14 protein-coding genes are annotated in these 15,167 nt (G+C 38.3%); 11 read left to right on the plus strand and 3 right to left on the minus strand.

The genetic code is table 11. From position 1 onward, the window contains the following. Positions 1-353 precede the first annotated feature (353 nt). Together ACI48O_RS16415 and ACI48O_RS16420 are read left to right on the plus strand one after the other, a co-directional pair. The gene (locus tag ACI48O_RS16415; RefSeq protein WP_435562918.1) at positions 354-761 is read left to right on the plus strand and encodes a hypothetical protein; all 408 of its coding nucleotides are present in this window, start codon (positions 354-356) and stop codon (positions 759-761) included. A 1-nt stretch (position 762) separates the two neighbouring features. Next, positions 763-2,034, plus strand: coding sequence for an ammonium transporter (locus tag ACI48O_RS16420; RefSeq protein ID WP_435562919.1), 1,272 nt, complete (start codon positions 763-765; stop codon positions 2,032-2,034). A 572-nt stretch (positions 2,035-2,606) separates the two neighbouring features. Here the strand turns inward: ACI48O_RS16420 and ACI48O_RS16425 are convergent. Next, a complete protein-coding gene (locus ACI48O_RS16425) occupies positions 2,607-3,368 on the minus strand; it encodes an MBL fold metallo-hydrolase (protein ID WP_435562920.1) in 762 nt (253 codons plus the stop codon). Positions 3,369-3,486: 118 nt separating this feature from the next. On the opposite strand from ACI48O_RS16425, the gene ACI48O_RS16430 reads away from it, so the two are divergent. The 4 genes from ACI48O_RS16430 (at position 3,487) to ACI48O_RS16445 (ending at position 8,327) form a co-directional block, all read left to right on the plus strand. Then, a complete protein-coding gene (locus ACI48O_RS16430; protein ID WP_435562921.1) occupies positions 3,487-3,897 on the plus strand; it encodes an Lrp/AsnC family transcriptional regulator in 411 nt (136 codons plus the stop codon). Positions 3,898-4,149: 252 nt separating this feature from the next. Further along, positions 4,150-6,972 (plus strand): cation-translocating P-type ATPase, encoded by a 2,823-nt coding sequence (locus ACI48O_RS16435; protein ID WP_435562922.1) that lies wholly within the window; start codon positions 4,150-4,152, stop codon positions 6,970-6,972. A 23-nt stretch (positions 6,973-6,995) separates the two neighbouring features. Continuing rightward, complete coding sequence (locus tag ACI48O_RS16440) at positions 6,996-7,646, plus strand: potassium channel family protein (protein ID WP_435562923.1); 651 nt, start codon at positions 6,996-6,998, stop codon at positions 7,644-7,646. Between the two features lie 12 nt (positions 7,647-7,658). Continuing rightward, positions 7,659-8,327: a potassium channel family protein gene (locus ACI48O_RS16445; RefSeq protein WP_435562924.1), complete on the plus strand. Its 669-nt coding sequence runs from the start codon at positions 7,659-7,661 to the stop codon at positions 8,325-8,327. Positions 8,328-8,372: 45 nt separating this feature from the next. Here the strand turns inward: ACI48O_RS16445 and ACI48O_RS16450 are convergent, their stop codons facing one another. Continuing rightward, positions 8,373-8,840: a hypothetical protein gene (locus ACI48O_RS16450; RefSeq protein ID WP_435562925.1), complete on the minus strand. Its 468-nt coding sequence runs from the start codon at positions 8,838-8,840 to the stop codon at positions 8,373-8,375. A 235-nt stretch (positions 8,841-9,075) separates the two neighbouring features. On the opposite strand from ACI48O_RS16450, the gene ACI48O_RS16455 reads away from it, so the two are divergent. The 3 genes from ACI48O_RS16455 (at position 9,076) to ACI48O_RS16465 (ending at position 12,933) form a co-directional block, all read left to right on the plus strand. Beyond that, positions 9,076-9,762: a response regulator transcription factor gene (locus ACI48O_RS16455; RefSeq protein ID WP_435562926.1), complete on the plus strand. Its 687-nt coding sequence runs from the start codon at positions 9,076-9,078 to the stop codon at positions 9,760-9,762. Continuing rightward, entirely contained in the window at positions 9,737-11,812 is a 2,076-nt protein-coding gene (locus ACI48O_RS16460) for a sensor histidine kinase (protein WP_435562927.1), read from the plus strand. Before ACI48O_RS16455 ends, ACI48O_RS16460 begins: the two co-directional genes overlap by 26 nt. An 890-nt stretch (positions 11,813-12,702) precedes the next feature. Then, positions 12,703-12,933 (plus strand): hypothetical protein, encoded by a 231-nt coding sequence (locus tag ACI48O_RS16465; protein ID WP_435562928.1) that lies wholly within the window; start codon positions 12,703-12,705, stop codon positions 12,931-12,933. A 98-nt stretch (positions 12,934-13,031) separates the two neighbouring features. On the opposite strand, the gene ACI48O_RS16470 is transcribed toward ACI48O_RS16465, so the two are convergent. Next, positions 13,032-13,940, minus strand: a complete 909-nt coding sequence (locus ACI48O_RS16470) for a nuclease-related domain-containing protein (RefSeq protein WP_435562929.1) — start codon at positions 13,938-13,940, stop codon at positions 13,032-13,034. A gap of 194 nt (positions 13,941-14,134) precedes the next feature. Between ACI48O_RS16470 and ACI48O_RS16475 the strand changes: the two genes are divergently transcribed. Continuing rightward, positions 14,135-14,491 carry a nucleotide excision repair endonuclease gene (locus tag ACI48O_RS16475; RefSeq protein ID WP_435562930.1) on the plus strand — a complete coding sequence of 119 codons (357 nt, stop codon included), beginning with the start codon at positions 14,135-14,137 and terminating at the stop codon, positions 14,489-14,491. A 197-nt stretch (positions 14,492-14,688) separates the two neighbouring features. After that, positions 14,689-15,147: a DUF3788 domain-containing protein gene (locus ACI48O_RS16480; RefSeq protein WP_435562931.1), complete on the plus strand. Its 459-nt coding sequence runs from the start codon at positions 14,689-14,691 to the stop codon at positions 15,145-15,147. Positions 15,148-15,167: the final 20 nt, after the last annotated feature.

Below are 15,167 nucleotides of genomic sequence, written 5' to 3' on the forward strand. Positions count from 1 at the left end.
AAAAAAGAGGGAACTAATCCTCCAATTAGTGCCCTAAAATCATGATAAAACGAAAATAGAGGGTACTAATCCCCCATAAGACATAAATAGAGCAGGATCTATTCAAAAGTTCCTGCTCTTTTCTGTTTAAAAAAACCGAAAATTACTTTGACAAATTAGCCTCCACCTAAAACAAGTTAAATTCCCTCAAAACGGCAAGAAAAAAATCCGCTACTAGGAATTAGTGGTCTTTAAATTAGATGATTTATAATAAAAAGTAGTATTCTAACAAAATATTTATAAAATATTGACTCCTTAGGTGCTTATCCATATAATGATAGAAGAAGTTACGTGGTTATGTTAGGAGAATTAACATGATTTTAATTGATGAAGTGAATGAATTCAATATTTTTCAAATTAATTCGGATGAGCTTCTAGATGCATTAGATTGCATCAAGAAGAATAAAGAAGAAGAAATTCGAATGATTAAGGAAAAAATAATTAAATATGAAGAAAAAAGAAGATTAGAAGATGCCATGTATCGTTCGTTGTCTCCTATAAAAAAGTTGTTTACTAGCCGCGCACCGAGTCATCATCAAGCCGTTGAATATATGGTGTACGTGAAAGATCGATTTAAAAGTATTGAAAAAATCAAACAAAGTATTGTTTTAGTAGATAAACTGATTTCTTTAGTCCATTCAGAGCCAAGTAAAAGCGAAATATTCCTCTCCGGGCTTTTGATGGAGGAAATAAAAGCTTGGAAGGAAGCGGAGGTTCGTTAAAGTGAATATTGAAGCTTTGCAGTCCGGAATGGATACCATTTGGGTCGTATTAACAGCTGCGATGATTATCTTAATGGAGGGCGGTTTTGCTCTATTAGAGGCTGGATTTGTTCGTAAGAAAAATAGTGTAAATATCATCATGAAGGTTTTTGCGGACATTATAATCGGGACTCTTAGTTATTTTATTTTAGGGTTTGGTCTTATGTACGGCGCTGATCTATTAGGCTTATTTGGTACAAATGGCTTCTTTATGACTGGTGATTTATCACATATAGACCTTACGATTTCACTGGACACTTATTGGCTTTTTCAGGGTGCCTTTGTAATTGCCGTTATTTCAATCGTTTCTGGCGCAGTAGCAGAAAGGGTGAATTTTCGTGCCTATCTTCTTTATGCGGTAATCATGACAGCCTTTATTTATCCGATTGCCGGCCATTGGGTATGGGGTGGAGGTTGGTTAGCTGAATTAGGCATGAAGGATTTTGCCGGTTCAGCGGTCATCCATGCGTTGGGTGGATTTGCCGCATTAGCTGCAGCAATTCTAATAGGTCCGAGGACAGGGAAGTTTTCATCCGTCGGAACGAGTTCGGTTGCCTTGCCGAGTAATCTTCCGCTCGCATCCGTTGGCGCATTTTTATTATGGTTTGGCTGGTTTGGTTTTAATGCGGGCAGTACTTTGGCTGCAACCGATGTTCGAATTGGTCATATTGCGATTGTCACCATGCTTTCAGCTGCAGCGGGTGGAGCTGTAACTATGTTTTACACCCTGTTTCGCTACGGTCGGTCAGATGCGCCATCTGTGATAAATGGTTCACTGGCAGGGCTAGTCGGCATAACAGCGGGATGTGCATATGTGAGTGATTTGTCGGCGTTATTTATCGGAGCCGTTGCCGGATTATTGATGATGGCTGCGACTAACTGGCTGGAGGCTAGGGGAATAGATGATCCCGTTGGAGCATTTCCTGTTCACGCTATTTCTGGCGTTTGGGGTACAGTCGCTGTTGGACTTTTTGCAACGGAAGGTGGTCTCTTTACAGATGGTGGCTGGCATTTATTAATGATTCAAGTAATCGCCCTAGTCGTATTATGTGCTTGGGGCTTTGGGTTAACATGGATTAGTTTAAAACTCATTAATATTTGGGTGCCAATCCGTTCGACAGAGGAAGAAGAAGAAGTTGGCCTGGATATTAGTTATCACGGAATTATGGCTACTCATACTTCACCGGAATTTATTGAGATTAAAGAACCATTTTCGGACGATGATCTTTCATAAGAGCGGACCTTTAGCTGGTTTGCTCTTTTTGGAAGCACGACGGAAAAATTCATAAAGGACAAGAACAGATAGAAATGGATTGCCATATTTGGTTGCGGACATCAGGTTCGCTATTTTCACAAAAAGGGTTGTTTTGAAAGGCTAAGCGGACATCAGGTTCCTTATTTGATCATAAATTGGCATTTTTTAGTGGTTTTTATGAAAATAAGGTACCCTGTGTCCTCATAGGTATAGAAAAAAGGCTATTTGAGCAAAATAAGGTACCCTATGTCCTCTTAAGTCTTGAAAAAAGGTAATTTTGCAAAATCAGGTCCTCTGTGTCCGTTCATTAACTTAGCTTTGTAGGAGCTCTTTAGAAAATTTCTCTGTCTGTTCTTTTTCTTAAGGCTCTGTTAAACTTGGGTGTTGATTTCCGCTTCAGGTGCTCGCTTTCCGCGGGGCGGGCGGTGAGCCTCCTCGTCGCTACGCTCCTGCGGGGTCTCACCTTTCCCGCTGTTCCCGCAGGAGTCTCGCACCTTCCGCTCCAATCAACATCGTACAAAAATCAACATTGTTCTTTAACACAGCCTTTCTTAAAATGAGTATGACTCTCCGTCATCTGGCACTAAAATATCAGAGGAAATTCCTTTTTCACTAATAAAGCTTTTTAATTCTTCTCTGGATAATGTCCAGTGGTTGACAGCTTCCATATGGACAGAGATAATTTTTGCATGAGGTGCGGCCTTGTACACTTCATAGATGTCATCTTTTCCCATTACGAGCGAACCGCCTTCCAGGAATTGATTTTCACCGCCATTGACAACAATGATTTCTGGTTTGTGTGTTTCGATTACTTCCTGAACAGCTTCATTCCAAACCGTATCTCCAGCAAAATATAAGGTTTTCTCATTACGATGTTTGAATACAACTCCACAGACTTGACCCGCAAGCTTTAATATTTCTCCTCTGCCGTGCTCGCCCTTTGTTTTAATTAATTGGATATCTTCAAAAGAGGTGCTTTTTGTTAATACTTCAACGTTTTGGAACCCGGCTTTCAAGATTTCAGCAGCATCCGCTTCGTTTTGAACAAACATTTTAATATCTTTTGGCAATACCTCTTTAGCAGCAGCATCCCAATGGTCCAAGTGCAGATGAGTGACAATGACAGCATCTAGATTAGAAATAATATTGTCAATCGATATGGGTAACCCCACTAAAGGATTATTTTGATCTTGTCTTAACGAATTAGGGAAAGGTGGATAAGTCCCCTTATCTGCCAGAAAGGGGTCAATTAAAAACTTTTTTCCTGCATATTGGACAACTACAGTAGCGTTTCGAATTTGTTGTATATTCATATTAAATAACTCCTTTTCTTTGAACTACGTATAGTTTATACTATGACCAATTAGCAGTTACATAGATAGAATCAAGTCTTTTGGTCGTTTGACTTGATTAATGAAAGGAGTTGAATAAATGTTAGATCATACCGATATACGGATCTTAGATGAGCTTTCCGAAAACAGTCGTATCACGATGAAAGAACTGGGAGAGAAAGTACATTTGACTGGTCAAGCTACTTCCGCTAGAGTTGCGAAATTAGAAGATCAGGGCATTATTGAGGGATATACTATTAAAGTCAATCAAGCGAAAATGGGGTTTTCAGTCCACTCAATCATACATATTTATACGAAAAGCACCAATCATCAACCTTATCTATCGTTTATAAAAAAACACGAACAATACGTAATAAATAACTACAAAATCAGTGGAGATAGTTGTTATCTTCTCGAAAGTAAATTCCCGTCCAATGAAATATTAGATGAATTTTTGACAGACTTGAGCAATTATGTGAGCTATAAATTATCGATTGTTATTAATAAATAGCTGTTAATTGCTTAAAATTTACACTTTTCAAAAACGGGAGTATTATTATCTTGATATATATTTTCTAGATTTTATTTCTTCAGATGAATAGCTGCTACCAAGAGAAAAGCTTTCGTAATAAACGGACGCTTTTTTATTTTTTATATGTTAATTTGGTCTTTTTAAAAACCTCAATGGATATATAAGAGGTGATCAATACTAATGAACCTTGCAGTCTAGTTGTAAAAAGTTTAAACATGGGGGAACTTTAAAATGGATGCAAAAAGAGAGTCTCATGATTTAGAGCAAACCATATCTAAATTGGTCCCAGGTCAGGTCTTTGAACATTTACAAACAAAAGAAGAAGGTTTAACAGCAGAAGAAGCAAATAAAAGATTAGCGCAGTATGGTAAAAATACGATTAAAGAGAAACAAGGGAAACCGCTTTATATTCAATTCTTAGCCAACTTTACGAGTATGATGGCGATTCTATTATGGATAAGTGGCTCCATTGCATTTATTGCTAGAATGCCAGAGTTGGGTATTGCTGTTTGGTGTGTCAATCTTATAAATGGGGTCTTTAGTTTTATTCAAGAATATCGTGCCGGAAAAGCGACCGAGGCATTAAAACAAATGCTCGCTTCCTATGCACGTGTTATTCGCGATGGGCAAGAACAACAAATTCTTACAGATGATCTTGTTCCCGGGGATGTGATGCTGATTGAAGAAGGCGATAAAATATCCGCCGATGCAAGACTTGTTAAGTCAAGCGATTTACAGATTAATCAATCTGCGCTAACCGGTGAATCCAATCCGGTTCGAAAGTTTTCGGATGCGATCAGCCGCGATGATTTAACAATCTTTGAAACTTCCAATTTGATTTTCACAGGAAGTACTGTTTCAACCGGTTCTGGGCAAGCTGTTGTTATCAAGACCGGTATGGATACCGAGTTTGGAAAAATCGCAAAATTAACGCAAAATGTCATCCATGAATTAAGCCCACTCCAAAAGGAACTAAATCGGTTGACGAAACAAATTTCCATCATTGCCATGACATTCGGTGTTTGTTTCTTTTTATTGGCTATATTCTTTGTAAAGGATCCTATCGCTGAATCGTTTATTTTCGCTTTAGGGATGATTGTCGCCTTCATTCCGGAGGGATTATCTCCAACCGTTACACTGGCATTAGCGCAGGGTGTTCAACGAATGGCAAAGAAAAATGCCTTAGTTAAAAATCTTTCATCAGTTGAGACACTGGGGTGTACTTCGGTTATTTGTACAGATAAAACGGGAACGTTGACTCAAAACGAAATGACCGTGAACAATATATGGTTGCCAGACAGAGAACTAGAAGTTACAGGTACTGGATATGCTCCAGAAGGAAAAATATTGGATAATGGTCAAGTCATTTCAGTAGATTCTAACTCAGCATTAAAATTAATCGTAACGGCTGCAAGTCTTTGCAGTAATGCCAGAGTGGTTGCTCCAAATGAAGAAAACCGTGCGTTTACCGTTTTGGGTGATCCAACCGAGGCTTGTTTAGGGGTTGCCGCTGAAAAAGCTGGAATAAGTGTTGAGCAGCTGCAAAAAGATCTGCCGAGAATTCGTGAATTGCATTTTGATTCCAGAAGAAAAAGAATGACAACGATTCATCAATTAGCTCACCCCGTTAACGGAAAAAATCGAGTCGCTTATACAAAAGGGGCTCCAAAAGAGCTAATTAATTTATGCGATACCGTTTTTATAAATGGAGATGTCACTCCATTAACAGCTGCTGTTAAACAACGTGCAATGGAAGCGAATGATGAGTATGCACGGCTAGGATTGCGTGTTTTAGCCATTGCGGTTCGTTATATTGGAAGAGATGACAAAGATATCCCGGCAAATTTAAGTTCTTATTCTCCAGAGAATATTGAACAAAGGATGACCTTCATTGGGTTAGTGGTGATGGCGGATCCGCCTCGGCCAGAAGTTGCCGATGCTGTAGCAGAAGCCCATAAAGCTGGGATTCGGATTGTGATGATTACGGGTGACTATGGCCTGACTGCTGAAAGTATTGCAAAAAGAATTGGCATTGTCAAAGGTGAACATCCACGTATTATATCAGGTATTGATCTCGAAAATATGTCTGATGAAGAATTAAAGACTGCCTTAAAAGGGGAAATCGTTTTTGCCCGTGTGGCTCCAGAACAAAAGTATCGTGTCGTCGATAATTTACAACAAATGGGCGAAATCGTAGCGGTTACCGGTGATGGAGTCAATGACGCGCCTGCTTTAAAGAGGGCAGACATTGGAGTCGCAATGGGGATTGCGGGTACGGATGTTGCAAAAGAGGCAGCCGATATGATTCTTACCGATGATAACTTTGCTTCGATTGTTCACGCAGTCGAACAAGGACGTGCTGTCTATAATAATATTCGAAAATTCTTACTGTATATTTTAAATAGTAATGTGCCTGAAGCGGTTCCTTCGGCGTTCTTCTTATTTTCAAAAGGGGCGATTCCCATACCGCTTACGATTATGCAAATTTTATTTATCGATCTTGGTACAGATTTAATTCCTGCATTAGGCTTAGGGGCTGAAGAACCGGAAAAAGGAATCATGAATAAACCACCTAGAAACTTAACTGAACCTTTGTTAAATAAAAAAATTATCTTAAAAGCGTTTCTTTGGTACGGTATTTTAGAATCCATTGTGTCAATGTTTGCCTTCTTCTTTGTCAACTATATCAATGGTTATTCAGCAGCAGGCTGGGCTCCAGAAGGCAGCGAAATTTACATTATCGCTACCACGATGACATTATCCGGCATTGTATTTAGCCAAATTGCCGCTGTAATGAATTGTCGTACTGAAAGCCAATCTGTTTTTAGAAAAGGACTTTGGAAAAATCGCACCATTAATATTGGGATTATTTTAGAAATCGCTTTTCTATTAATGATTATGTATGTTCCTTTATTTCAAAAAGTTTTTGGAACCGCACCTATAGGAGTGAGCAGCTGGCTCTTCCTATTCTGTATTCCGCCTATTATTCTAGCAATTGAAGAAATACGTAAAGCTTTTTCCAGAAAGTTTGCTCATAACAATATGAAGCTTTAAAAAAATGGAAAAGGGTGAAAGAAATGAAGGCTATTATTATTGGGTGTAGTCATATGAGCGCAGGGCTGGCCATCAATTTGCAAGCCAAAGGGCATGAGGTAACGATAATAGATCGTCAAGAGGATGCATTTAAGAAATTACCCAATGTTTTTCATGGTCAAACGATAGTCGGATTCGGAATTGATAAGAAAGTGTTAGAAGCGGCAAATATCAGAATGGCAGATGCGGTTATTACCTCTACAGATAATGATGAGACGAATGCGTTACTTGCACGTATTGCTAAAAACGAATATCGAGTCCCGCGTGTTATTGCCCGTATATATGATCCAAGGAAAGCAGATATTTATCAAAGCTTTGGGATCCAAACCATTTCCCCAATCGTGTGGGGGATTCAAAGAGTAACTGAACTGTTAAGTTATAATCAGCTGGACAGTGTTTGGGTCCCGGAAAATGGGAATGTCGAAATGATTAGAATTGAAACCCCGGCATTGTTAATTGGCCGACCGGTAAGTGAGTTAAGGAGTGTCGGGGAAATTAAAGTAGTGACAATTTCCCGCGGAAATAAGGCGTTTATCCCAGTATCAGGTACTATTTTAGAAGCACATGATGTCCTTTATATTGTAGTGGTCACAAGTGCCATAAGTAAATTAAAGGCAATGTTAGGATTAGTATAGGGGGGAGAAACGATGAATGTCATTATTATTGGTGGAGGTCAAGCCGGTGCTCATATAGGCTATTTATTATTAGAAAATGGTTTAAATATAAAAATTATTGAAAACCGAGAATTTCTTGTTGGAAAATTAACCAAAGATTTCTCAGAGGAAATCGTTATTTTGGGAAGCGGAACCGATCCCAATACATTGGAAGTTGCAGGTATTCAATCTGCGGATGTATTAGTGGCTGTTACAGGCAGTGACGAAGTAAACCTGGTGGCTTCTACGATCGCCAAGTTTGAATTTGGGATCCCCCGGGTAGTGGCACGTGTCAACAATCCACGGAATGCGTGGCTTTACAATCGTGATATGGGGGTGGATGTTTCGATCAATCAATCAGATTTACTGGCCCAAATAGTTGTGGAAGAAATGGATATGGAAAATATATCGACTTTGATGAAATTGAATCGTGGCAATTTTTCCATTGCTAAAGTAACCGTAAATCCAAAATCAAACGCTGTTAAAAAAGTGATAAAAGAATTGAACATTCCTTCAAAATGCGTCTTCATCGCCATTTTACGCAATGAGGATGAAGTCATCATTCCGCGAGGAGATACCGTAATTGAGCCAAATGATTATATTCTGCTGTTAGCAGATGAAAGTTCGGAAAAAGTGGTAAATGATATATTTTCAGTGGAATAAGGGGACGGTTCTTGTGCTTCCTTTTTGGAATCACAAGAACCGTCCCTATTGATAATTGGGTGAATTAAAACCGGCAACGAGTGCATCTCTTGCTGAAACTAAATCAAATCTAATAAAAACGAGCTGGCCGCTAAGTTTATCATTCTCACTACTTAACAATATAGCTTGGTCAATGTTGTTAATGGCATTGTTTGTCCGCTCAAGGACGAGGGCTGCTCGATTGTTTGATAGTTTTATAAGTACTTGATTGTCTTGGATTGGAGGAACTAAAGGATTGGCGGGATAACTGGGGTCAATGGCATACTCAGAATCGAAAAGCAAAGCTTTAATGGCAAGGAAAGCTTCGGTGAGATGGTCAATCGTATCCTGGTAGTATTGTTCTTTAATAGGATTAGGGGCCGAGGGAAAAGAGGACAATTTTTGAAAGAGGTTTAATGCACTCTTGGCAAATCGAATTGCTTGTACCGTATGAGCCAAGGCTAATCTAACATTTGAAACTACATTAGTAGTCATTTTTCCACTCCTTATAGTTGCATTCGTAATAGTGTATGTAAAATTACAGGAAACTGATATAGTTACTTATGTATATTTATTTCCTAATAAGAGCCTACGTTGGCTTTTTTTTAATACTAAGAAAATCTTAAGATTTGCATAACGTGTTTGTTAAGATTTGCTTGATATCATTCCCTTAGAGAGAAAAAAAGGAGGGATTGATGATGTTCAAATACATATTCAGGAGTGAACGAGCATGAACATATTGGTATGTGATGATGACAAGGCAATCGTAGATGCGATAGGTGTCTATTTAGAAAGTGAAGGCTACAAAATTTTCAAAGCTTTCAATGGAATAGAAGCTATCGAAGTGGTTGAACAAAATGAAATTCACCTCATCATCATGGATATTATGATGCCTAAGCTGGATGGAATAAGAGCAACCGCGAAAATTCGGGAGGACTATAAAATTCCGTTGATTATGCTTTCCGCTAAAGCTGAAGATACCGATAAAATACTAGGCTTAAATTTAGGCGCAGACGACTATATCACAAAGCCATTCAATCCGTTAGAGCTCATAGCAAGGGTTAAATCACAGCTTAGAAGATATATCACATTTGGAAGTCTAGAAACGAAGAGTAATGTATTTCAAACAGGGGGACTCATCATCGATGATGAAAGTAAAGTAATAACCGTCGATGGAGATGAGGTCCATCTTACACCCGTTCAATACAAGATCTTAAAGCTTCTGACGGCAAACGCAGGAAAGGTATTTTCAATAGAAGAGATTTATGAAAAGGTCTGGAATGAAACGTCGTTTAGCCCCGAAAATACCGTAACCGTTCATATTCGTAAAATCAGAGAAAAAATAGAAATCAATCCAAAGGAACCAAAGTATTTAAAGGTGGTGTGGGGAGTTGGGTACAAAGTCGAAAAATTATAGCCACTCGTTTATTACGAAACTAGTCATTTTTATCATTATGATTTTATGTTTTACCGGCCTTATACAAAAATTTGTAGAAGTTGAAGTATTAAATGATGGTGATTTTGGCATCGTTTTTGAAGATGACTATTTTAAAAGCAATTCATATGTTCGCGAAAGCGAAACAATAATTGGCGACTTAACAAGGTTAATTGGTGAATATAAAAATGAGGAACATATTTTAAATGGCGGGACGATTAGTGAAGAGTACTTACGAAATGAAGAAGAAAATTTATTTGAAGAGTTTAAAGTAACTTCCAAAAGCTATAACCCTGAAATAGGCGAAGAGAAAAACTATGAAACGTTTAAAGTAGAATATGCAGAAAAGATAACTCAAGCAAGGGATAACTTAATTAGGAATGATTTAAAAATATATCATTTACTGTTACAGAATTTAGAAGACCACGAAAACCCGTTGTATTTTGCCAGTGATGGGGTAAATGTTTATTCAAACAGTTCGAAGATCGAAAAAGAGCAACTGAAGAATTATCCTACTTATTTATTGTTTGAGAAATACAATAGTGAGTTTTATCCAAAAGAGATTAATGAAAATGAAAATTTGCATCGGATTACCGAAAGAATAGATGAATTGAATCCGGAAAGCAGTGTTGTTTATGTTGCTTTTACTGATGACTTTTTAAATCTTAAAGTAAAAGAATGGAAGGAAAATAAAGCGCAGGCTACCGAGAGCTTCTATTTACTGATCGCATTTTTCCTTGGATTTATCGTGTCATTTTTATACCTGGTAGTGGTGATCGGACGAAAATCATTTAAAGACGAAGAGTTGCACTTAAATGTAGGGGATAAATTATTTAATGATATTAATATAGTGCTTTGCCTTTGCCTGATTGCATCTTGGGTTGCAATGGTAGAGGGTGTGTTTGAACATATTGACCAATTGATCATTCCAATTACGATTCCTATTGCCACTGTTGGCTTTGTGCTGATTCTATCACTCATAAGACATTTCAAGAATAAGACGTTTATCAAACACACCTTGATTTTCAGTATTTTCTATAAGCTGGTTAAGTTTGTTGGGGATGTATATAAAAGCGGAAGCGTTGGCGTAAAGACAGTACTGATCGTAGTCGGTTATCCGGTATTAGTTGCACTAACCTTCTTCATGTTTCCGGTAACAATTGGCCTGGCAGCCTGGTTTGCTTTTAGAAAAATAAAGGCATTTAATACAATCAAAGAAGGTGTAGAGAGAATAAAGGATGGAAACCTTCAGCATAGTATTACGGTTGAGGGCAAAGGAGAGTTCGCCGGGTTGGCCGCCAATATAAACAGTATCGCCGATGGGCTGAAAAATGCCGTTGATAGTGAACTGAAAAGCGAGCGGCTAAAAACGGAGCTGCTTACGAATGTTTCACATGATATTCGAAACCCTTTAACCTCGATCATCACCTATGTTGATTTACTGAAAAAAGAACAGGACCCTGAAAAAGTTGACGAATATATCGAAATATTGGAGCAAAAATCGAGAAGATTAAAGGTTCTTACTGATGATTTGTTTGAGGCCTCAAAGGCTTCCAGTGGAAATATTCCGGTTCACTTTGAACGGGTAGATATTCTTTCTTTAATAACCCAGGGGTTGGGAGAAGTGAATGAAAAAATTGAAGCGCTGGATTTAGATTTTAAGTTGAATTATCCTTCTGATAAGGTATATGTGATGGCCGATGGGAAATTATTGTGGAGATCGATTGAGAATCTTTTGTCCAATATTTTTAAATATGCGCTGAGAGAGTCACGGGTTTATATTGATATCGAGGAGTTTGAGAACGAAATCCTTCTTACCTTCAAAAATATTTCAGCTTACGAGCTAAATATCTCAGCAGACGAGTTAATGGAGCGCTTTAAAAGAGGAGATGAATCGCGCTCAAGTCAAGGCAGTGGATTAGGTCTATCGATTGCGAAAAGTCTGATTGATATACAAAAAGGCAAATTTACGATTCAAATAGATGGAGATTTATTTAAGGCGATGATTAGTTTGCCGAAATATAGTGATTAGTAAATTGAGGTTCGGTGGGGGTAGTATCGAACGCGCTAGGGAATGGGATGATTTATCCTGTTCTCTTTTTTTTGTATTCATTTTGATTTTTTGTCGATTACGAGTTATGAAGGTTGGAGCAGTGATTGGTTTATTTGAAGGACAAAAAGGAGGGGCGAAGGTATGGAAATGTCCTTGAGAGGGGGTGTCAAGGACAAAAAGAAGCGGCGCGGTGATGGAAATGTCCTAGAGAAGGTGTCTCAAGGACAAAAAGGCGTGTGAGATCCGTGGAAATGTCCTAGAGAAGGTGTCTCAAGGACAAAAAGGCGTGTGAGATCCGTGAAAATGTCCTAGAGAAGGTGTCTCAAGGACAAAAAGGCGTGTGAGAGCCAGAGAAATGTCCTAGAGAGGGTGTCTCAAGGACAAAAAGGCGTGTGAGATCCGTGGAAATGTCCTAGAGAAGGTGTCTCAAGGACAAAAAGGCGTGTGAGATCCGTGAAAATGTCCTAGAGAAGGTGTCTCAAGGACAAAAAGGCGTGTGAGAGCCAGAGAAATGTCCTAGAGAGGGTGTCTCAAGGACAAAAAGGCGTGTGAGATCCGTGGAAATGTCCTAGAGAAGGTGTCTCAAGGACAAAAAGGCGTGTGAGATCCGTGAAAATGTCCTAGAGAAGGTGTCTCAAGGACAAAAAGGCGTGTGAGAGCCAGAGAAATGTCCTAGAGAGGGTGTCTCAAGGACAAAAAGGCGTGTGAGATCCGTGGAAATGTCCTAGAGAAGGTGTCTCAAGGACAAAAAGGCGTGTGAGATCCGTGAAAATGTCCTAGAGAGGGTGTCTCAAGGACAAAAAGGCGTGCGGAAGTTATAGAAATGTCCTTTAGAGAGGGTATCAAGGACAAAAAGGCGTGAGGAAGCTATGGAAATGTCCCAGAGAAGGGGTGTCAAGGACAAAAAGGAGAGTGAGAGCCGTGGAGATGTCCAAGAGAAAGTGTCTCAAGGACAAAAAGGAGTGGAAGCACTAGTAAAATGTCCAAGAGAAAGTGTCTCAAGGACAAAAAGGAGAGTGAGCACCAGTGAAATGTCCTTAAGAAGGGTTATCAAGGACAAAATGAAGGCGGAGTACAAGGGAAAAGTCCTTCATAAGTGATATGAAGGACAAAATCCAGAAAAAGGCGCAAAAAAATCCTTCATAGTAATCTATGAAGGATATGAAGTTTGTTGTTTTTTGGCAATCCTAAAACTAGTCTATTCAAAATAAGCCCATCGATGTACTCCAACAATTCTTAAATTTTTTTCGAGGATCCGTTTTATTCTTTTTTTAGATTTAATCACTTTACACCAATCGTGAATAAGATTTGTAGTAATTTTTAGATTGGGAAAAAGAAGCTTTATTTCCTTTACATTCCGCATGACGGCAGCAGAAACGAATTCTTCATACCCGCAGTCATTACAAACACATTTCCTCCCCTGGACAGAAATCGAAAATGAGTTGCAAATACCACAAGTCATCCCTTTTCGGACTTGCCCATAATTATATTGTGGTAATTGTTTATAAGGAGAGTCTTCAATATGCAGTGAAATTAATTTGTCAGCTAACAACTTATGTTTTCCATTTAATTTTGATGGGACTGTGTTCAGTTTTTTCAAGTATCGAGTAACTTGTGTTGGGAATATTAACGGCTTGTTGAGAGGTGCTTGATATAAGGTGAACTCGGGGTTGATAAAGACGACCGAAGCATCAATGGGGTAATTGAATCCAAGATTTTGTAGTAGTTGGCGTAACAAGGATTCGCTTCGGGATATTTGCGTTAGTGGATTATTCATCTCAGATTTGGGTTTCTTATAAAATCGATCTGTTTCGTAATAATAATCTCCTTCGTGATTTTTTACTTCATAAAAGAAAATCGTTTCAGAAAAGATAATAAGAGTGTCGATTTGGAACGTTGTGTTATTCATTTTTAAAAGCAAATCATTTAATATTAGGCATTCACATTGTAGAAGTTTCTCTGTCAAAGCATCAAACATTATCTCCCCTTCATAGCCCTTTTGAAGGTTGAAATAGTGCTGCTTGTCTTTTTCAGATAAGTTCATTCGAGTGTTTAAGCACCTAAGAATTTGTAATTCAGTAGATTCAACACGAGATTTATATGGCATAGTCCACATCCTTTCATATTTTTGAAACTCTATGTCTATTTTATAAAAAAAGAAAGGTCGAACGGGAATAATAGAATGAATATTTTGTTAATAATTCTCGCAGAAATAGTAAAACCTTATCTTGATGGGTTTCGATAAGTTGTATCATTTTATGGTAAGATGTATAGAGTAATTAAAGAAGGAAGTGTAACCAAGTGATTAACATAACCATACCAAAACCAGATGTAACGATTACCAAACAGAACGATCCCGAAACTAGTAATATTTATGGATTTACTGATTTCCATCTTATCCCTAGAGATAAGGGCGGTATCTTTATGTTTTATAACAAGGAACAGGAGCTTCTGTTTGTTGGAAAAGCAAGAAAACTGAGACAAAGAATTAAAAGGCATTTTGAGGATAATGTTTCCCCGATCAAAACGCATCGTGATGAAGTCTTTAAAATCCGGGTTTGTTTCGTGGAAGACCCCGTACATAGAGAAATTTACGAAACGCATATTATTAATGAACTAAAATCAAAATACAATATTGACAAGGTGTTTTATAAGTAATCATAGGGACGGTTCTGCTGCTTCAAAAGGAAGCGACAGAACCGTCCCTGTTGTTTTATAATTAAATCAATAATGATGGTGCAGCTTGTCACTTCTAATTCTTTGCTTACTAGGTCTTGTACCTCATTTAGCGAGGAAATGGAGGGACAAGCTTTTGTTGTTTTTACAAGGTCTAATATGAAAAGGGAGGATGGCGTATGAAATGGAGTGAACTTTTTAATGTTAACGACAGGCCTTCAATGGAAGATATAAGGCATTTTCTTGGAGAGGCTCAATCGACCTGGTATGAACTCACCTCATATATCGAAGAAGAATATCAGATCAAACCCGAGATGTCTTATAGCAAATGCTCCGCACAACCGGGTTGGAATATAAAATACAAGAAGAGTGGTAAGTCCCTATGTACGCTCTATCCAATGAAAGGCTTTTTTATTGCTTTAATCGTAGTCGGAGCGAAAGAGGAGGAAGAGACGGAAAGGATGTTGGAGGCGGACATATTTACGCCTTATCTGAAGGAATTGTACCGAAAAACGGCATTTTCTGCTGGTGGACGCTGGCTGATGATTGAGGTTAAAAATAAAGAAACGATTAATGACATCAAGGTATTAATTTCAATCAGAGTTAGATCTAGGAAAAAAATTAAGAAAAAACTTTGATATACGAACAAATGATGATT

Source organism: Neobacillus terrisolis, from assembly GCF_051233475.1.
In the GTDB taxonomy this organism is placed as follows: domain Bacteria; phylum Bacillota; class Bacilli; order Bacillales; family Cytobacillaceae; genus Bacillus_BU.